13 protein-coding genes and 1 pseudogene are annotated in these 18,111 nt (G+C 72.5%); 8 read left to right on the top strand and 6 right to left on the bottom strand.

Annotated elements, in window-relative coordinates:
• Positions 1-141: 141 nt before the first annotated feature.
• Positions 142-942 carry a crotonase/enoyl-CoA hydratase family protein gene (locus BKD26_RS27060; protein ID WP_084903351.1) on the bottom strand — a complete coding sequence of 267 codons (801 nt, stop codon included), beginning with the start codon at positions 940-942 and terminating at the stop codon, positions 142-144.
• A gap of 154 nt (positions 943-1,096) precedes the next feature.
• On the opposite strand from BKD26_RS27060, the gene BKD26_RS27055 reads away from it, so the two are divergent.
• Both BKD26_RS27055 and BKD26_RS27050 read left to right on the top strand, forming a co-directional pair.
• Positions 1,097-2,713: an acyl-CoA synthetase gene (locus tag BKD26_RS27055; RefSeq protein WP_084903212.1), complete on the top strand. Its 1,617-nt coding sequence runs from the start codon at positions 1,097-1,099 to the stop codon at positions 2,711-2,713.
• A gap of 46 nt (positions 2,714-2,759) precedes the next feature.
• Positions 2,760-3,251: a GNAT family N-acetyltransferase gene (locus BKD26_RS27050; protein ID WP_084903210.1), complete on the top strand. Its 492-nt coding sequence runs from the start codon at positions 2,760-2,762 to the stop codon at positions 3,249-3,251.
• A 241-nt stretch (positions 3,252-3,492) separates the two neighbouring features.
• Here BKD26_RS27050 and BKD26_RS27045 read toward each other — a convergent pair whose 3' ends face one another.
• Positions 3,493-4,368 (bottom strand): alpha/beta hydrolase, encoded by an 876-nt coding sequence (locus BKD26_RS27045; RefSeq protein WP_084903207.1) that lies wholly within the window; start codon positions 4,366-4,368, stop codon positions 3,493-3,495.
• A gap of 127 nt (positions 4,369-4,495) precedes the next feature.
• Between BKD26_RS27045 and paaK the strand changes: the two genes are divergently transcribed.
• The 3 genes and pseudogenes from paaK to BKD26_RS27030 all read left to right on the top strand — a co-directional run bounded on the left by paaK (position 4,496) and on the right by BKD26_RS27030 (position 7,692).
• Complete coding sequence (gene paaK / locus BKD26_RS27040; protein ID WP_084903204.1) at positions 4,496-5,788, top strand: phenylacetate--CoA ligase PaaK; 1,293 nt, start codon at positions 4,496-4,498, stop codon at positions 5,786-5,788.
• 22 nt (positions 5,789-5,810) lie between these two features.
• Positions 5,811-6,029: pseudogene (locus BKD26_RS27035) on the top strand (DUF664 domain-containing protein); the annotation flags it as partial.
• A 37-nt stretch (positions 6,030-6,066) separates the two neighbouring features.
• Positions 6,067-7,692, top strand: a complete 1,626-nt coding sequence (locus BKD26_RS27030) for a serine/threonine-protein kinase (protein WP_084903198.1) — start codon at positions 6,067-6,069, stop codon at positions 7,690-7,692.
• Positions 7,693-7,736: 44 nt separating this feature from the next.
• Here BKD26_RS27030 and BKD26_RS27025 read toward each other — a convergent pair whose 3' ends face one another.
• Entirely contained in the window at positions 7,737-8,423 is a 687-nt protein-coding gene (locus BKD26_RS27025) for a restriction endonuclease (protein ID WP_084903196.1), read from the bottom strand.
• 163 nt (positions 8,424-8,586) lie between these two features.
• Between BKD26_RS27025 and BKD26_RS27020 the strand changes: the two genes are divergently transcribed.
• On the top strand, positions 8,587-9,681 hold the full coding sequence (locus BKD26_RS27020; RefSeq protein ID WP_179166721.1) for a glutamate--cysteine ligase: 1,095 nt from the start codon (positions 8,587-8,589) through the stop codon (positions 9,679-9,681).
• Positions 9,682-9,746: 65 nt separating this feature from the next.
• Positions 9,747-12,158 carry a penicillin acylase family protein gene (locus tag BKD26_RS27015; RefSeq protein WP_107418018.1) on the top strand — a complete coding sequence of 804 codons (2,412 nt, stop codon included), beginning with the start codon at positions 9,747-9,749 and terminating at the stop codon, positions 12,156-12,158.
• On the opposite strand, the gene BKD26_RS27010 is transcribed toward BKD26_RS27015, so the two are convergent.
• The 3 genes from BKD26_RS27010 to BKD26_RS27000 all read right to left on the bottom strand — a co-directional run bounded on the left by BKD26_RS27010 (position 12,148) and on the right by BKD26_RS27000 (position 16,124).
• Positions 12,148-13,263, bottom strand: coding sequence for an ionic transporter y4hA (locus BKD26_RS27010; protein WP_084903190.1), 1,116 nt, complete (start codon positions 13,261-13,263; stop codon positions 12,148-12,150). The genes BKD26_RS27015 and BKD26_RS27010 overlap by 11 nt on opposite strands.
• A 201-nt stretch (positions 13,264-13,464) precedes the next feature.
• Positions 13,465-15,018 carry an acyl-CoA synthetase gene (locus BKD26_RS27005; protein WP_179166720.1) on the bottom strand — a complete coding sequence of 518 codons (1,554 nt, stop codon included), beginning with the start codon at positions 15,016-15,018 and terminating at the stop codon, positions 13,465-13,467.
• Positions 15,018-16,124: a nitronate monooxygenase family protein gene (locus tag BKD26_RS27000; protein WP_084903185.1), complete on the bottom strand. Its 1,107-nt coding sequence runs from the start codon at positions 16,122-16,124 to the stop codon at positions 15,018-15,020. Before BKD26_RS27000 ends, BKD26_RS27005 begins: the two co-directional genes overlap by 1 nt.
• 178 nt (positions 16,125-16,302) lie before the next feature.
• On the opposite strand from BKD26_RS27000, the gene BKD26_RS26995 reads away from it, so the two are divergent.
• Positions 16,303-18,081, top strand: a complete 1,779-nt coding sequence (locus BKD26_RS26995) for a serine hydrolase domain-containing protein (RefSeq protein WP_084903348.1) — start codon at positions 16,303-16,305, stop codon at positions 18,079-18,081.
• The last annotated feature ends 30 nt before the right edge of the window (positions 18,082-18,111 follow it).

Below are 18,111 nucleotides of genomic sequence, written 5' to 3'. Positions count from 1 at the left end.
GGGCTCGTCTCCTCAAGGCCGGCGGCCTTGGGTACGGGATAGGGAGCCGTTACGGCGCCTCCCCCAAGCTCTGCGGGGACGACCCTGTACGGCCCCGCCCCGGCCGGGTGCCGGGTGCGGGCCGTGGACACGAGGGCGTTCTCAGGCGCGGCGGTAGACGGGGGCGCGTTTCTCGGTGAAGGCGCGGGCGCCTTCCTTGGCGTCGGCGGTGTCGAAGATGGGCCAGCCGCGCTTGAGTTCGGCGGTCAGGCCGTCGGTTTCGGTGAGTTCGGCCGTCTCGTACACGGATGCCTTGACCGCCTCGACGGCGAGCGGGCCGCAGGCGTTGACCTGTTCGGCGAGGGCCAGGGCCTTGTCGAGGGCGGTGCCGTCGGGTACGACGTGTCCGACCAGGCCGATACGGGCCGCTTCCGCGGCGCTGTAGGGGCGGCCCGTCAGGAGCATCTCCAGGGCGTGGGTGCGCGGGATCTGGCGCGGCAGGCGGACCGTGGAGCCGCCGATCGGGAAGAGGCCGCGGCGGACCTCGAAGAGCCCGAAGGTCGAGGATTCCGCGGCGACCCGGATGTCGGTGCCCTGGAGGATCTCCGTGCCGCCGGCCACGCACGGGCCTTCGACGGCGGCGATGACCGGCTTGCGGGGGCGGTGGTGGCGCAGCATCGCCTTCCAGTGCAGGTCGGGGTCGGCCTTCAGCCGCTCCCGGTGCTCCTGGCCGGCCATTCCGTCCCCGGCGAGGGCCTTGAGGTCCATGCCCGCACAGAAGGCGCCACCGGCTCCGGTGAGCACGATGGAGCGGATGGCGTCGTCCTCGTCGGCCTCGAGCCAGCCGTCGTACAGCCCTACCAGCATGGGCAGGGACAGCGCGTTCCTCGCCTCCGGCCTGTTCAGGGTGAGTACCAGTGTGGCGCCCTCGCGCCGCACGGTGAGGTGTTCCGTACCGCTCATGGCCATCCTCCCGTTTCCAGATCCAGAACAGGTTGCAGGAGTGGGGGTGCCAGTTCAATAGTTTTCTGACAGTCAGTCAGATTCTTCTGCGGGGACCCTTCCCACTTGTGCGCGGCGGCGCTCTAATGACCGCCGAGCCAGTGGAGGAGGAGCGGTGGAGTTCAACCTTGCCGACCTGTTCGAGTCGGTCGTGGACGTGGTCCCGGACCGAGAGGCGCTGGTGTACGTCGACCACCCCGGTACGGGGGCGGAGCGGCGGCTGACGTACGCCGAGCTCGACGCCGCCGCCAACCGGGTCGGCCACCACCTGCTGGGTGCGGGGCTGCGGCCCGGTGAGCACGTGGGGCTGCACCTGTACAACGGCGTCGAGTACCTGCAGACCGTGCTCGGCTGCCTGAAGGCGCGGCTCGTGCCGGTGAACGTCAACTACCGGTACGTGGAGGAGGAGCTGGTCTACCTCTACCGGGACGCGGACCTGGCGGGGCTCGTCTTCGACGCGGAGTTCACGGGGCGGGTCGCGGCCGCGCTGCCGAAGACGGAGAGGCTTCGGCATCTGGTGCGGGTGGGGGCGGCTGCTGAGGGCGGGCCGGGGCTCGCGTTCGCGGACGCGGAGGCGGACGGCTCCCCGGAGCGGGGGTTCGGGCCGCGCTCGGGGGACGACCTGTTCATCATCTACACGGGCGGCACGACCGGTATGCCCAAGGGGGTGATGTGGCGCCAGGAGGACCTGTTCTTCTCCGGGCTCGGCGGTGGCGCGCCGACCGGGGAGCCGGTGAAGTCCCCCGAGGAGCTGGCCGAGCGGGTCGCGGCGGGCGGCGAGGGGATCACCTTCTTCCCCACTCCCCCGCTGATGCACGGCACGTCGACGCTCACCGCGTTCATCGGCTTCAACTTCGGCCAGCGTGTGGTCCTGCACCGCAAGTTCGTGCCCCACGAGGTGCTGCGGACGATCGAGAAGGAGAAGGTCACCAGTGTGTCACTGGTCGGGGACGCGATGCTCCGACCGTTGATCGACGCGCTGAGCGGCCCACTGCAGGGTGTCGATCTGTCGTCGCTGTTCAGCGTGTCGTCGTCGGGCGCGATCATGTCGGAGACGGTGCGCGAGCAGTTCCTGGCACTGGTCCCGCATGTGATGCTGCTGAACAACTTCGGTTCCTCCGAATCCGGTTTCAACGGCACGGCGACGGAGGACTCGGGCAGCGACAAGGGGTTCAGGCTGCGGGTCAACGGCCGTACGCAGGTGGTCGACCCGGCGACGTACGAACCGGTGACGCCGGGCGAGGTCGGGCGCATCGCCCAGCGCGGCCACGTCCCGCTCGGGTACTACAACGACCCCGCCAAGACCGCCGAGACCTTCTTCCGGCGCGGTGACGAGCGGTGGGTGCTGCTCGGCGACATGGCGACGGTCGACGACGACGGAATCGTGACCGTCCTCGGGCGCGGCTCGCAGTGCATCAACACGGGCGGCGAGAAGGTCTACCCGGAGGAGGTCGAGCAGGTGCTCAAGTCCCATCCGGATGTGTACGACGCGCTGGTCGCCGGCGTGCCCGATCCCCGGTGGGGCCACCATGTGGCGGCCGTGGTGCAGCTGCGCGCGGGCGCGGCGCGGCCCTCGCTGGACGACATCCAGGACCACTGCCGCACCCGGCTGGCCGGGTACAAGGTGCCCCGCCGGCTGGTGATCACCGACCGGATCCAGCGCTCGCCCAGCGGCAAGGCGGACTACCGCTGGGCGCGGTCGGTGGCGGCGGTGGACGCCGATCCGCGCTGACCTGCTCGTTTCCCCGGGGGATGGGTCGGCGGGTAATACTCTCTGCATGAGTTCGCATATGACAGGGCGCGGCACCGCGGGCCGACCGGGCGCGTGGCCGGTGCGTATCAGGCGGGCGACGGCCCGGGACGCGAAGCGGCTGACCGCTCTGGTGCGGAATTCGCGCGCGTACGAAGGCCCCTACGCGCCGATGGTGGCGGGCTACCGGGTGGGGCCCGACTACATCGACGCCCATGAGGTCCATGTCGCCGTCGGCGACGACGGCCGGGTGGTCGGTTTCTACGCGCTCGTCCTGTCCCCGCCGGAGCTGGACCTCATGTTCGTCGCCGACACCGCCCAGGGGCTCGGTGTCGGCCGTACGCTCATGACCCATATGTCGGAGCGGGCGCGGGCGGCCGGGGTGACGGCCGTACGGGTCGTCTCCCACCCGCCCGCCGAGGGCTTCTACCGCAGCGTGGGCGCGCGGCGGGTCGGCACCGTGATCGCCAACCCGCCGACGGTGATGTGGGACCGGCCGGAGCTGGTGATCGCGGTCTAGCAGCCGAAGTCACGGAGGGCCGCGAGTGAGCCGTTCCCGCCAGGCCGGGGCCGGGTCGTTCGGCTGGGTCCGTGTCGGGGACGACCGCCGGGCCGAGGGCCCCGAAGGGGGCGCGCGGGTCGTCGCGGAGCCGTTCGACGGTGCAGTGACCGGGCCAGTCGCTCAGGCCGTGGCCGCACTGGTCGACGGCGTACACGCGGCGGCCGTGGGCCAGGACGGCGGGCGGCGGGCTCGCCTCGCCCTAGGTGCGGTACGGGATGCGGGACCGTACGGCGGGGTCGAGGAACGCGGCGACGGTGCGGGAGAAGGCGCCCGGGTCGTCCACCCACGGGTAGTGGCCCGCGCGGCGCTGCACGGCCACTTCGCCGTGCGGGAACAGCGTGGCCAGCTCCGCGGCACGGGCGGGCGTCGGGCCGCCGTCGTACTCGCCCGCGTACACGAGCACCGGCGCGGTGACGGCGGCGAGCGCGGCACGGGTCGCCGCCGGGTCGGGCAGGGCGCCGTCAGCGAAGTACGCGGCGGAGGCCGCCCAGTTGATCTGCTCGTCGGCGGTCGCGGCGTGCGCGTGGGCGTTCGCGTCCCAGCGTCCGTACACGAACGGCGTGATCAGGTCGACCACCTCCGCCATGTCCCGGCCCGCCCACACCTCCTCGAAGGCGGCCCGCCCCGCCTCGTACCAGGGCTCCCCCGCCCGCAGGGCGGTCGCGTCGCGCCAGTCCTGCTCGCTCGCCCGGATGCCGACGGCGCGCGTCCCGCCGGTGACCACGGTGAGCGTGGCGATCCGCTCGGGGTGCGCGGCCGCGTACAGCACGGCGAGGGTGCCGGAGGCCGAGTGGCCGAGGAGGTCGATCCGTTCCAGGCCGAGGTGTTCGCGCAGCGCCTCGACGTCGGCGACCTGCCGGCCGCAGCGGTACGTGGCGGGGTCGGCGGGTTCGGCGGAGTCGCCGGTGCCGCGCGGGTCCAGCAGGATCAGGCGGCGGTGGGCGGCGAGGCCGCCCAGGTCGCCGAGGTAGGCGGAGGCACGCATCGGGCCGCCGGCCAGGCAGATGAGCGGTTCGCCCTCTCCTCGTAGGTGGTAGGCGAGTCGGGTCCCGTCGTACGTGCTGAAGGTCGGCATGGCCGCGATCCTCACAGCCGTCCGTCCGCTCCCGCAACGAGAAAATGTGGCCGCCCCCTTGCCATCCCGATGAATCAACCGAATGATCGGTCGGGACGGTGATGGGGTGAGGACGGGAGTACGGCGGATGACGGATGTGCTCGACGCGGGGGAACGGCTCGGCCGCGCGGAGCTCCAGGCGCTCCAGCTGGAGCGGCTGCGGGCCACGTTGCGCCAGGCGTACGAGAACGTGGGCTTCTACCGGCAGGCCTTCGACAAGGCGGGGCTGCGCCCGGAGGACTGTCGTACGCTCGCCGACCTGGCCCGCTTCCCGTTCACCGCGAAGGCGGATCTGCGTGACAACTATCCCTTCGGGATGTTCGCGGTCGACCAGTCGCGGGTACGCCGGGTCCACGCGTCCAGCGGTACGACCGGCCGGCCCACCGTCGTGGGGTATACGGACCGCGACCTGGACACCTGGGCGGACGTGGTCGCGCGCTCGATCCGCGCGGCCGGGGGCCGGCCGGGCTACATGGTCCATGTGGCGTACGGGTACGGACTGTTCACCGGCGGGCTCGGGGCGCACTACGGCGCCGAACGGCTCGGCTGCACGGTCGTCCCGGCCTCCGGTGGCATGACGGCGCGTCAGGTGCAGCTGATCCAGGACTTCCGGCCCGAGATCATCATGGTGACGCCGTCGTACATGCTCACGCTGCTGGACGAGTTCGAGCGGCAGGGCGTCGACCCGCGCTCCACCTCCCTGAAGGTGGGCATCTTCGGTGCGGAGCCGTGGACGGAGGAGATGCGGCGGGAGATCGAGGAGCGGTTCGCGATCGACGCGGTCGACATATACGGCCTGTCGGAGGTGATCGGCCCGGGCGTCGCGCAGGAATGCGTGGAGACCAAGGACGGGCTCCATGTCTGGGAGGACCACTTCTACCCGGAGGTCGTGGACCCGTTCACGGGCGAGGTGCTGCCGGACGGCGAGCGGGGCGAGCTGGTGTTCACCTCGCTCACCAAGGAGGCCATGCCGGTGGTCCGGTACCGGACGCGTGACCTGACGCGGCTGCTGCCGGGGACGGCGCGGCCGGCGTTCCGGCGGATGGAGAGGGTCACGGGGCGCAGCGACGACATGGTGATCCTGCGGGGCGTGAACCTCTTCCCCACCCAGATCGAGGAGATCGTGCTGCGTACGCCGGGTCTCGCGCCGCACTTCCAGCTGCGGCTGACCCGTGAGGGGCGGCTGGACGCGCTCACCGTCCGCGCGGAGGCGCGGGCGGACGCCGGTCACGAGGTGCGCGCGGAGGCCGCGCGGCTGGTCGCGGCGGCCGTGAAGGACGGGATCGGGGTGTCCGTCGGGGTGGAGGTGGTCGACCCGGAGACGCTGGAGCGGTCGGTGGGCAAGATCAGGCGGATCGTGGACCTGCGAGGCGCCGAGTGAAGCGCCGCGCCGGGAGTCGTACGCGGGCGCGGCACAGGGGACCGAAGAGGCTGTGCGCGCCCTGCCGGACATGGACAGGACCGTGCCCCTGCCCAGGACTCCGTGGTCACCGCCGGAGACGGTCCACTGGCCGGTGCGCCGGATCCTGCTGCACCTGATCCGGGAGAGCGCCCAGCACGCCGGCCACGCCGACATCATCCGGGAAGCGCTCGACGGGGCGAGTACCACCGCCGAACGGTGATTCCCCGTACCGTGACCCGGCGGTGCATGATGGGCGCATGAGCAACGACGGGGGACGGCTGGAAGAGCCGACGAGCTACGCATTGCAGCCACCGGTCCCGGGGGCGCGGGAGCCGGAAGGGCACCTGGAACGCCCGCCAGGGGGCGGTGAGGCGGGCGCTTCCGGTCCGGAGGCCGGCGCGGGCCGGCTGGTCGGCGGGCGCTACCGGCTGCTGGAGCGCTTGGGGTCCGGCGGGATGGGAACCGTCTGGCGGGCCCGCGACGAGGTGGTCGACCGCGATGTGGCCATCAAGGAGCCCAGGGTCCCGGAGCACTTCACCGCCGGGGAGCGCCACACCGCGTACCTGCGCATGCAGCGGGAGGCCCGCGCCGCCGCGCGCATCGATCACCCCTCGGTGGTCGCCATCCACGACGTGGTGACCGAGGGCGACAGCCCGTGGATCGTGATGGAGCTGCTGCGCGGGAAGTCCCTCGCCGAGGTGCTGGACGAGGGCACCGTGTCCCCGCAGGAGGCCGCCCGGATCGGGCTCGCGGTCCTCGGTGCGCTGACCGCGGCGCACGAGGCCGGTGTGCTGCACCGTGACGTGAAGCCCGGCAACGTCATGGTGGGCCGCCATGACCGCGTCGTACTCACCGACTTCGGCATCGCGCAGATGGAGGGCGAGCAGAAGCTCACCGAGACCGGGGGCTTCGTCGGCTCGCCCGAGTACATCGCCCCCGAGCGGGTGCTGGGGCGCCGTCCGGGATCGGAGTCCGACCTGTGGTCGCTCGGGGTGATGCTCTATCAGGCCGTCGAGGGTGTGTCGCCGTTCCGCCGGCAGACCACGCCGTCGACCCTCCAGGCCATCCTCCTCGCCGAGCTGCCCCCGCCGCAGCACTCCGCGGAACTGACCGCGGTCGTCACCGGCCTGCTGCGCAAGGAGCCGGAGAGCCGGCTCACCGCCCAGGCGGCGCTGCCGATGCTGCGATCCGCGGCCGCCCCTCTCCCCCGGCCGTCCGCCTCAGCCTCGGCCTCAGCGGCCGCGCCGCCCGGACAGGACGGCCCGTCGGCGGCGCGGCCCGGCTCCCTCAAGCGCCGGCTGCTGCGGCCGCTGCCGCTCGCCACCGGCGCCGCCTTGGTGGTGGCCCTGCTCGTCGCCCTGGTCCTCCCGTTCGGAGATGACGACCTGCCCGACGGGTGGAAGCGCTACGAGGAGTACCGCATGCGGGTCACCGTCGCCGCCCCGGCCGACTGGACCATCACCACGGCGGACGACCTCGACAGTTCGGACGGCGCTTACACCGGCACCCGCTACACCTCCCCCAAGGGTGACATGACGCTGCTCGTGGACAAGAAGGAGAAGACCACCGAGACCGCGATGGCGACGGCGCAGCGCTGGAAGCAGGAGTACGAGACGGCCACCCCGCCGACCGGTGGCTCCGCCGCCGTCGCCTCCGTGCAGTCCACCACCGAGCAGGGACGTGATGCCGCCGTCCTCACCCTCACGTACAGCAGGGAAGGGGAAGGCACACCACGCCGCCTGTCCAAGACGCTCGTCGTGATCAACTCCCGGCAGGAGCGTCTCACCCTGGGCGTCGACGTACCGGCGGGGAAGTCGGCCGAGGCCACCGCCGAGGACCTGCTGGACAAGGCGCGCTCCGAGTACCGGATCGGCGACCTGTAGCTCCGTCAGGCCGAGTCCGGCGGTGCCGCACAGGAACCGGTGCGTCAGCGGCGGTGCGGCCCGCAGCCGGCTGAGGTGTCGGCCTGGAGCCAGGGTGCCGGGCCGGTGCCGTCCGTCCAGGCGTCCAGGCCCTGGCGGTCGACGCAGAGGATGCCGCACTGGGCGGCGTACTGCGTAGCCGGCTCGGTGAACTCGCTGGTGGTCACGACGGCGGCGACGTGGGCCTCGTGCACGGCGAAGCACGTTCCGCCGAAGCGCTGCACGTCCTGGGAGCCCACCTTGTTGTCCGGTCCGTAGGCCTTGCACTGGACGACGACGCGCCGGCCGTCCGGCGCGGTGGCCAGCACGTCCGCCCCCAGGTCCCCCGCGCCGCCGACGACCTCGACGTCCAGGCAGCCGTCCCGTACGCAGAGGTCCGCGACGGCCTGTTCGAAGGCGTCCGCGTCCATGGCCGCGTAGTCCACGTACACGGCCGGCTCCGCGAGCGGGGCGGCCGGGGCGCGGCGCCGGCGGGCGGCGCGCACCAGGGCCAGGGCCACTGCCAGGGTGCCCGCCACGGCCAGTGCGGCGGCGGGCACGTCGGCGGAGTCACCGACGGCCGCCCGCGCCATCACTCCCGTACCGCACAGGAAGATGGCCACCAGACCGAAGCCCAGCGTGGTCTCGCGCAGGCTGAAGCCCGCTCGGCGGGCGGGACGGTCCATGCGTGGCCTGCGGACGGGTATCGCCATCTGCGGGCTCCCTTCTCGTCTCTCATACGCGGATGATCTTGTGCTGCCCGTATGCCCCGTCCGCGCGTCCCCGCACACCTGTCCAGGTGGGCGGGGGTGGGCGCCGATGCGTGAGGGGCCGGATCGGGGGCAAACGACGGTCATTCCGTAGAGAGGCAGGACGATGGTGCGCAGTGTGGGTGTCGAGGAGGAACTTCTCCTGGTGGACAGCCGGACCGGGGAACCGCGGGCCTTGTCGACGGCCGTACTGGCGGCCGCGGCCCTGGACCCCCAGGGCAACGACGAGGTGTTCGAGAGCGAACTGCAGCGTCAGCAGCTGGAGTTCGCCACGCGCCCGCAGACCGTCATGGGTGATCTGGGCGACGAGATCCGGCGGTGGCGGGCGGAGGCGGCGCGGCACGCCGAGGGACTGGACGCGTCGGTCGCCGCGCTGGCGACCTCACCGCTCCCGGTCAGCCCGACCATCGGCACCGGTGAGCGCCACCAGTGGCTGAAGGAGCACTTCGGTCTCACCGCTCAGGAGCAGCTGACGTGCGGCTGTCACGTCCACGTGTCGGTGGAGTCGGACGAGGAGGGCGTGGCGGTTCTGGACCGCATCCGGCCCTGGCTGCCGGTGCTGCTGGCCATGAGCACGAACTCCCCGTTCTGGCAGGGTGAGGAGAGCGGGTACGCCAGTTACCGCAACCGGGTGTGGGGGCGCTGGCCGTCGGCCGGCCCGGTGGAGATCTTCGGGTCCGCCGACCGCTACCACGAGCAGGTCGCCGACATGGTGGCGAGCGGGGTGCTGCGGGACGAGGGGATGGTCTACTTCGACGCCCGCCTGTCCCACACGTACCCGACGGTCGAGATACGGGTGGCGGACGTCTGTCTGGATCCGTCCACCACGGTGCTGCTGGCCACGCTGGTGCGCGGCCTGGTGGAGACGGCGGCGCGGCAGTGGCGGGACGGTGAGCCGCCGGCCCGGCACGGTGTGGCGCTGCTGCGGCTGGCCGCCTGGCGGGCGGCCCGGTCCGGGCTGGAGGACGAGCTCGTCCACCCGGTGACGATGCGGCCGGCGCCGGCGGAGGCGGTGGTGCGGGCGCTGTTCGAGCACGTCAGGGACGCGCTGGAGGACAGCGGTGACGTGGTGCCCGCCCAGGAGGCCCTGGCCGCCCTGCTGAAGACCGGCAACGGCGCCCGGGTGCAGCGGGAACTGCTGCGGCGGACCGGGAGCCTGCGCGAGCTGGTCGCCGAGTGCGTACGCCTCACCCGGGGATGAGGCGGCGCCCGGGGCGCGGAGGATACCGAACGGGATGTTGACAGGGCGGGGCCCTGGATGGGTGCATGGCCCAACGAGCTTTCACTTCCGTTCCGTTGGGAGGCACGTTGCTCTTCCGTACCCGCCTGAGAAGACATCTGGTGCCGGCCGTGGTCGCGCTCGCGACCGTGGCCGGTACGGCGAGCCCCGCCGTACCGGACGAACGCCACCGCCCGTCCGGCGGCGGCCTGTCGGCCGTCATCCGCTACACCGAGTACGGCATTCCGCACATCGTGGCCGAGGACTACGCGACCCTCGGCTTCGGTACGGGGTGGGCGCAGGCCGCCGATCAGGTGTGTGTACTCGCCGACGGTTTCGTGACCGTGCGCGGCGAGCGCTCGCGCCACTTCGGGCCGGACGGCGCGCCCGACGGAGCGCTGTCGTCCGCGACGACGAACCTCTCCAGCGACCTGTACTTCCGTGGTGTACGGGACGCGGGAACGGTGGAGCGGCTGCTGGCCGTCCCCGCTCCGGCCGGGCCCAGCCGTGACGTGCGGGAGCTGATGCGGGGCTGGGCGGCGGGCTACAACGCCTGGCTGAAGCAGAACCGCGTCACCGACCCGGCCTGCGCGGGCGCCGACTGGGTCCGGCCGGTCACCCGGCTCGATGTCGCCCGGCGCGGGTTCGCCCTCGCGGTGCTGGGCGGGCAGGGCCGGGCCGTCGACGGCATCACCGCTGCCCGGCCGCCGGGCGCCGGTCCGGTCCCGTCCGTCGACCCGGCACGTACGGCCGCGGCGGCCCGGGCCCTGTTCGCCGCCGAGAGCGCCGACATGGGCTCCAACGCGGTGGCGTTCAGCGGTGGGACGACCGCGAACGGCCGGGGTCTGCTGCTGGGCAACCCGCACTACCCGTGGCACGGCGGCCGGCGCTTCTGGCAGTCGCAGCAGACCATCCCGGGTGAGCTGAACGTCTCGGGCGGCTCGCTGCTCGGCACTACGGCGGTGGGCATCGGGTTCACCGACAGGGTGGCGTGGAGCCACACCGTGGCGACCGGCGTCACGCTCAATCTGCACCAGCTCACGCTGGACCCGACGGACCCCACCGTGTACGTGGTGGACGGCAGGCCGGAGCGGATGAGGAAGCGCACGGTCACCGTACCCGTCAGGGGCGGCGCCCCCGTGACGCGTACCCAGTGGTGGACGCGGTACGGGCCGGTCGTCACCTCGCTCGGCGCGTCGCTGCCGTTGCCGTGGTCGGCGACGACGGCGTACGCGCTGAACGACCCCAACGCCGTCAACCTGCGCGCCACGGACACCGCGCTGGGCTTCGCCAAGGCCCGCTCGACGCGGGACATGCGGGAAGTGTTGCGCCGCACGCAGGGCCTGCCGTGGGTGAACACGATCGCCGCGGACGCGGGCGGCCACACGCTGTTCAGCCAGTCGCAGGTGCTGCCACGCATCACCGACGAGCTCGCCGAGCGCTGTTCGACCCCGCTGGGCAAGGTGACGTACCCGGCGTCGGGCGTGGCGGTGCTGGACGGTTCGCGTACCGGGTGCGCGCCGGGGTCGGACCGGGACGCGGTGCAGCCGGGGATCTTCGGACCGTCGCGGATGCCGGTGCTCCAGGACGCGCCGTACGCCGTGAACTCCAACGACAGCGCGTGGCTGACCAACGCCGACCGGCCGCTGACCGGCTACGAGCGGGTGTTCGGGACGATCGCGACGCCCCGTTCGCTACGGACCCGGGGCGGGATCGAGGACGTGGCGGGGATGGCGGAGCGGGGCCGGCTGACGGTGGCCGACCTGCAACGGCAGCAGTTCGCGAACCGGGCGCCGGCCGGAGACCTGGCGGCGGCCGACGCGGCGAAGGCGTGCCCGGCCGCGCTGCCGGGCGACCCGGCGGCGTGCGCGGTGATCGCGCGGTGGGACCGCACGGTGGACACCGACAGCCGGGGCGCGCTGCTCTTCGACCGCTTCTGGCGCAAGCTCACGGCGGCCGTGCCGGCGGCCCAGCTGTGGAAGGTGCCCTTCTCGGCCGCCGACCCGGTCCGTACGCCGCACACCCTCGACACCGCCTCGCCCGCCTTCGCGAAGGCGCTGGGCGATGCCGTCGCCGAGCTGCGGGCGGCCGGGATCCCGCTGGACGCGCCGCTCGGTGAGCACCAGTTCGTGGTACGGGGCGGCACGCGCATCCCGGTGTCCGGCGGTACGGAGGCGCTGGGCATCTGGAACAAGACCGAGCCCGTGTGGAACGCGGCGGGCGGCGGCTACACGGAGGTGGCGCACGGGACGAGCCACGTCCAGGCGGTCGGCTGGGACGGCGGACGCTGTCCCGTGGCGCGGACCCTGCTGACGTACTCCCAGTCGTCGAACCCGAACTCGCCGCACTTCAATGACCAGACGGCGCTGTTCTCGGGCGAGCGGTGGGTGACGGCCCGCTTCTGCGAGAAGGACATCCTGACCGATCCGAAGCTGAGGGTGGTGCGGGTCAGGGGCTGAACGACAGGAACACGAAGGCGGCGAACAGCACCAGGTGAACGCCGCCCTGGAGGAGAGTGGCTCGTCCGGGCACCACGGTCAGGGCGCTCACCACGGCGGTGAGCGTGAGCAGCGCCAGGTGGAGCGGCCCCAGCCCCAGGACCAGGGGCCCGGACAGCCAGATCGAGGCGAGCGCGATCGCCGGGATGGTCAGGCCGATGCTGGCGATGGCGGAGCCGTACGCCAGATTGAGGCTGGTCTGGACGCGGTCACGGCGGGCGGCGCGGACGGCGGCGAGGGTCTCGGGCAGCAGCACCATCAGGGCGATGACGACACCGACGACCGCGTGGGGCAGGCCGGCCGACTCGACGCCGTCCTCGATGGTCGGCGAGACGAGCTTGGCGTTCCCGACGACGGCGACGAGGGCCACCAGGAGCAGGCCGAGGCTCCACCACGTCTCGCGGACGGTGGGCGGCGGGGCGTGTTCCTCCTCGCCCGTCGCGTCACCGTCGCGGGCGACGGGCAGGAAGTAGTCGCGGTGGCGGACGGTCTGTACGGCGACGAAGATCCCGTACAGGCAGAGCGAGGCGACGGCGGCGAAGGCCAGCTGCACCCCGGTGAACTCGGGGCCCGGCTGGCTGGTGGTGAAGCTGGGCAGGACGAGCGTCATGGCGGCGAGGGTGATGACGGTGGCGAGCGCGCCGCCGGATCCCTCGGCGTTGAAGACGGCGACGCGCCGCTTGTGCAGGGCGGCGACGAGGAGGGACAGGCCGACGATGCCATTGCAGGTGATCATGACGGCGGCGAAGACGGTGTCCCGGGCGTAGGTGGACGCCTTGTCACCCCCGCCGGCCATCAGCATGACGATGAGCCCGACCTCGATGACGGTCACGGCGACGGCGAGGACCAGTGACCCGAACGGCTCACCGACGCGGTGGGCGACGACCTCGGCGTGGTGCACGGCCGACAGGACGGAGCCGATCAGGCAGAGCCCGACGACGGCCACGACCGGTCCCGGCAGGTCCCGCCCCCAGCTGATGCCCAGGACCAGCACGGCGACCACCGGCACCCAGGTGGTCCACTGCCGTGTCAGCCCTGCCGTGCCGGTGTCCGTGCCGGTGCTCATGCCGCCACGCTGCCAGAGCGGGCGCCGCACCGCGCGGTGTGGTGACCGAAACGGGTACGGGCCGTCGGCACCGCTGGGGCGGCTCGGCGCGTCGGCCGCGCGTTCCGCGCCGGACGGCTCGGCGCGGTGCGACGGCTCGGCGCGGGAGTCGTGCCTCGCGCGGGACGGGGCGTGCCGGGGCGCGCGGTGGTGCGGGGGCCGTCAGACGGGGCGCTCGTGGCCCTCCCAGTACGGGTCGCGGAGGCGGCGTTTGTAGAGCTTGCCGTTGGGGTCGCGGGGCATCGAGGCGATGAAGTCGACGCTCTTGGGGCGTTTGTAGCCGGCGAGGCGTTCGGCGCAGTGGGCGAGGATGCCGGCCGCCAGGGTGTCGTCCGGGGTGTGGCCGTCGGCGGGCTCGACGACCGCCTTGACCTCCTCGCCCCAGTCGGGGTGCGGGATGCCGAAGGCGGCGGCGTCGGCGACGGCGGGGTGGGTGAGCAGGACGGCTTCGATCTCGGCGGGGTAGATGTTGACGCCACCCGAGATGATCATGTCGATCTTGCGGTCGCGGAGGAAGAGGTAGCCGTCCTCGTCGAGGTAGCCGAGGTCGCCGACGGTGAAGAAGTCGCCGATGCGGTTCTTGCGAGTCTTGGCCTCGTCCTTGTGGTAGCTGAAGCCGCCGGTCGTCATCTTCATGTAGACGGTGCCGAGTTCTCCGGGCGGCAGCGGACGGCCGTCGTCGTCGAAGACGGCGAGTTCGCTGATGGGCCAGGCCTTGCCGACCGTACCGGGCTTCTTCAGCCAGTCCTCGGCGGTGGCGAACGCGCCGCCGCCCTCGCTGGCCGCGTAGTACTCCTCGACGCAACGGCCCCACCACTCGATCATGGCGCGTTTGACGTGGTCCGGGCACGGGGCCGCCCCGTGGATGGCGTGGCGCATCGAGGTCACGTCGTAGCGCGCCCTGACCTCGTCGGGAAGGGCGAGGAGGCGGTGGAACTGGGTGGGCACCATATGGGTGTGGGTGCACCGGTGGGTGTCGATGAGGCGCAGCATCTCCTCGGGCGTCCACTTGTCCATGACGACGAGCGGGTGGCCGATGTGCAGGGCGGCGCCCGCGAACTGGAGCACGGCGGTGTGGTAGAGCGGCGAGCAGACCAGGTGGACGTTCCCGTCGTACGGCTGGATGCCGAAGATGCCGAGGAAGCCGCCGAGGTACGCCTCCTCCGGGGGCTTGCCGGGCAGTGGGCGGCGGATGCCGCGCGGGCGGCCGGTGGTGCCGGAGGTGTAGTTCATCACCCAGCCGAGGGTGCGCCCGGCGGGCGGTGACTCGGGCTGTCCGTCGAGGAGTTCGGCGTACGGGCGGAACGCCTCGATGGCGCCGCCCACGGCGTACCGCCTGCTCGGCGGGAGGTTCGCCTCGTCGGCGGCGGCGCGGGCCGCGCCGGCGTACCGTTCGTGCGCGATCAGCACCTTGGCGCCGGAGTCGACGACGATCCAGGCGATCTCGGGGCCGACGAGGTGGTGGTTGACCGGGACGAGGTAGAAACCCGCCTGGGAGGCGGCGAGGTAGGCGGTGAGGAACTCCACGCCGTTGGGCAGGACGACGGCGAAGGCGTCACCGCTTTCCAGGCCGGCCGCGCGTAGTCCGTGGACGAGCCGGTTGGCGGCGGCGTGCAGCCGGCCGGCGGTCCACTCCTCACCGTCGGGTGCGGTCAGGACCTTACGGGTGGGGTCGGCGGTGGCCTGGGCCCAGAAGCCGTTGGGTCGGTCGGTCATCACCGGCTCCTGTTCGCGATACGGGTGAGGCGGTCCACGGCCCGTTCGAAGCCTCGGATGAGGTCGTCGAAGACTTCCTGGACGGGGCGCTCGGAGGTCATCCGGCCGACGATCTGCCCGACGGGCGTGCCCAGCAGCGGCTCGACCTCGTACTTCTGGATACGGGAGACGGCGTCGGCGACCAGCAGGCCCTGCAGGGGCATCGGGAGGGGCGCGGGGCCGTCCGGGTCGTCCCAGGCGTCGGTCCACTCGGTACGCAGTTGGCGGGCGGGTTTGCCGGTGAGGGCGCGGGAGCGGACGGTGTCGCCGGAACCGGCGGCCAGCAGCTTGGCGGTGAGGGCGCGCGAGTGGAGGTCGGCCTCGCTGGTGGTGAGCCAGAGCGAGCCGAGCCAGACGCCCTGGGCGCCGAGGGCGAGCCCGGCGGCGATCTGTTCGCCGCTGCCGATGCCGCCGGCGGCGAGGACGGGCAGCGGGTGGACGGCGTCGACGACCTCGGGCGTGAGGACCATGGACGCGATCTCGCCGGTGTGGCCACCCGCCTCGTACCCCTGGGCGACGACGATGTCGATGCCCGCCTCGGCGTGGCGCCGGGCGTGTTTGGCGCTGCCGGCGAGGGCGGCGACGAGGATGCCGTGCTCGTGGGCGCGCTGGACGACGTCGGGGGGCGGGGAGCCGAGGGCGTTGGCGAGGAGCTTGATGGGGTAGTCGAAGGCGACGTCGAGCTGGCCACGGGCGACCTGTTCCATCCAGCCGGTGATGCGCCAGCCGGAGGCCTCGCCGTCGGGGAGTTCGGGTACGCCGTGCTTGGCGAGGGTCTCGGCGACGAACCGGCGGTGCTCCTCGGGGATCATCGCCTCGACGTCGGCCTCGGTCACCCCCTCCACCTTCTTGGCGGGCATGACGACGTCGAGGCCGTAGGGCAGGCCGTCGGTGTGGTCCTGCATCCAGTCGAGGTCGCGGGCGAGGTCGTCGGGGGCGGTGTAGCGGACGGCCCCGAGTACGCCGAACCCGCCGGCTCTGGTGATGGCGGCCGCCACCGCGGGGAAGGGCGTGAAGCCGAAGATGGCGTGCTCGACACCCAGTCTCTTGCTCAGCTCCGTCTCCATGGGCGGCAGGATGCCGCAGCGGGGCGGACGAGGGAAGAGATTTTCTGATGAAGCGTCAGATTCTTTCCGGGTGGCCGGTTCTTGACGGGGACGGGGGGCGGTAAGAAAGTTTCACGTGGTGCGGGCGGCGACGAAGGATTCTTTCAGGAATCGTTCAGGGAGGGGGAGCATGGTGGGCATGACGGAGGGGATGGACCGTCGCCGGTTCGGTGGCGGGGTGCTGGCCCTGGGAGGTGCGCTGGTGATCGGTTCGATTCCGGGGGCCGCGGTGGCGGTCGGCGGCGGCGGCTCGACGGAACACGGTCGGCCGACGCTGCGGCTGGGCTCCGCCGAGCGGGCGGGGCTGCTGCCCGAGCACCTGGACCGGCTGGTCGCGGACGCCGAGCGGTTCCTGGACCCCTCCCCCAAGCGCCCGTGGTACGCGGGAGCGGTGCTGCTGGCGGGGCGCGGCGGGACGGTGGCGCTGCACCGGGCGATCGGGCACGCGGTGCGCTACGCGGCGTACGACGAGAAGACCGACACGGGCGTGGAGTTGCCGCCGGAGCGGCGGATCGCGATGGCCGAGGACACGGTCTTCGACCTGGCGTCGGTCTCGAAGCTGTTCACGGCGGTGCTGGCGGTGCAGCAGATCGAGCGCGGGGCGCTGGAGCTGGAGGGGAAGGTCACCGCGTATCTCCCGGAGTTCGAGGGCGGCGGGAAGCAGGACATCACGGTGCGGCAGTTGCTCACGCACACCTCCGGCCTGCGCGCGTGGATCCCGCTGTACAAGGAGCCGACGCGGGAGGGGAAGCTGAGGCTGCTGTGGCAGGAGGCGCCCATCAGTCCGCCCGGCACCCGGTACCTCTACTCCGACCTCAATCTGATCGCGCTGCAACTGATCCTGGAGGAGATCACCGGTCACTCCCTGGACGCCCTGCTCCGTAACGAGATCACCGCTCCGCTCGGGATGCACCGCACGCGTTTCAACCCGCCCGCCTCCTGGAGATCGAAGACCGCCGCCACCGAGGACGCCCGGGCTCCCTGGTCGGGCCTCGACCGCGGCCTGGTGTGGGGCGAGGTGCACGACGAGAACGCGTACAGCCTCGGTGGCGTCGCCGGCCACGCCGGTGTCTTCTCCTGCGCGTGGGACCTGGCCGTCCTCGCCCGTACGCTGCTGAACGGCGGCGTCTACGGGCACGCCCGCATCCTGGAACCGAAGTCGGTGGAGCTGATGTTCACCGACTTCAACACCGCCTTCCCCGGAGACGAGCACGGCCTGGGCTTCGAGCTCCACCAGCACTGGTACATGGGCGCCATGGCCACCCCGTACACCGCGGGCCACACCGGTTTCACCGGCACCAGCCTGGTCATCGATCCGACCACGGACTCCTTCCTGGTCGTGCTCGGCAACTCGGTGCACCCGGTGCGCAGTTGGCGTTCCGGATCCGCGCCGCGCGTGGCCGCCGCGAACAACCTGGCGCGCGCCGTTCCCGTACGCCCGGCGCGTGGCGGCACCGCGTGGTACGCGGGCATGGCGTCGAGTACGGCGGCGACGCTCACCGTTCCCGAGGTGACGCCCGCCTCGCCACGCCCCCGGCTGCGCTGCTGGATGTGGTGGGACACCGAGCCGGGCTCGGACGCCCTGTTCCTGGAGGCGTCGGGCGACGCGGGCGGGACGTGGCGCCCGGTGCCGTTCGTGACCGTACGTCACGGGCAGGAGCCGCGGCCGCACCCGACCGGGTCGGTGAGCGGCTGGTCGGGGCGGGTCTGGCACCGGCTGGAGGCCGACCTGTCCGACTGGCGGGGCACCCCGGTCCGGCTGCGCTGGCGGTACGCGACGGACCGGCTCCACGTCGGCCGCGGGGTGTACGTCGACGGTATCCGCGTCCTGGACGGCTCCCGCACCCTGTTCGACGAAGCACGGCCCGCGGACGCCGCCCGTGTCGAGGCGCAGGGGTGGGCCGCCTCGGCGAACTGACAGGTCAGGGCGGTGCGGATGCGGGTTTCG

Origin of the sequence: Streptomyces sp. CB03238, assembly GCF_002099185.1 — a bacterium.
Lineage (GTDB): Bacteria > Actinomycetota > Actinomycetes > Streptomycetales > Streptomycetaceae > Streptomyces.
Note: the sequence above shows the minus strand (reverse complement) of the source record. Positions and strands in the feature narration are given on the sequence as shown.

Excerpts from the sequence above, each read along its gene's own strand:
- BKD26_RS26995 (WP_084903348.1), top strand. The coding sequence starts at position 16,303 with ATGACGGAGGGGATGGACCGTCGCCGGTTCGGTGGCGGGGTGCTGGCC.
- BKD26_RS27010 (WP_084903190.1), bottom strand. The coding sequence starts at position 13,263 with ATGAGCACCGGCACGGACACCGGCACGGCAGGGCTGACACGGCAGTGG.
- BKD26_RS27050 (WP_084903210.1), top strand. The coding sequence starts at position 2,760 with ATGAGTTCGCATATGACAGGGCGCGGCACCGCGGGCCGACCGGGCGCG.
- BKD26_RS27045 (WP_084903207.1), bottom strand. The coding sequence starts at position 4,368 with ATGCCGACCTTCAGCACGTACGACGGGACCCGACTCGCCTACCACCTA.
- BKD26_RS27000 (WP_084903185.1), bottom strand. The coding sequence starts at position 16,124 with ATGGAGACGGAGCTGAGCAAGAGACTGGGTGTCGAGCACGCCATCTTC.
- BKD26_RS27005 (WP_179166720.1), bottom strand. The coding sequence starts at position 15,018 with ATGACCGACCGACCCAACGGCTTCTGGGCCCAGGCCACCGCCGACCCC.
- paaK (WP_084903204.1), top strand. The coding sequence starts at position 4,496 with ATGACGGATGTGCTCGACGCGGGGGAACGGCTCGGCCGCGCGGAGCTC.
- BKD26_RS27060 (WP_084903351.1), bottom strand. The coding sequence starts at position 942 with ATGAGCGGTACGGAACACCTCACCGTGCGGCGCGAGGGCGCCACACTG.
- BKD26_RS27020 (WP_179166721.1), top strand. The coding sequence starts at position 8,587 with ATGGTGCGCAGTGTGGGTGTCGAGGAGGAACTTCTCCTGGTGGACAGC.
- BKD26_RS27030 (WP_084903198.1), top strand. The coding sequence starts at position 6,067 with ATGAGCAACGACGGGGGACGGCTGGAAGAGCCGACGAGCTACGCATTG.
- BKD26_RS27025 (WP_084903196.1), bottom strand. The coding sequence starts at position 8,423 with ATGGCGATACCCGTCCGCAGGCCACGCATGGACCGTCCCGCCCGCCGA.
- BKD26_RS27015 (WP_107418018.1), top strand. The coding sequence starts at position 9,747 with ATGGCCCAACGAGCTTTCACTTCCGTTCCGTTGGGAGGCACGTTGCTC.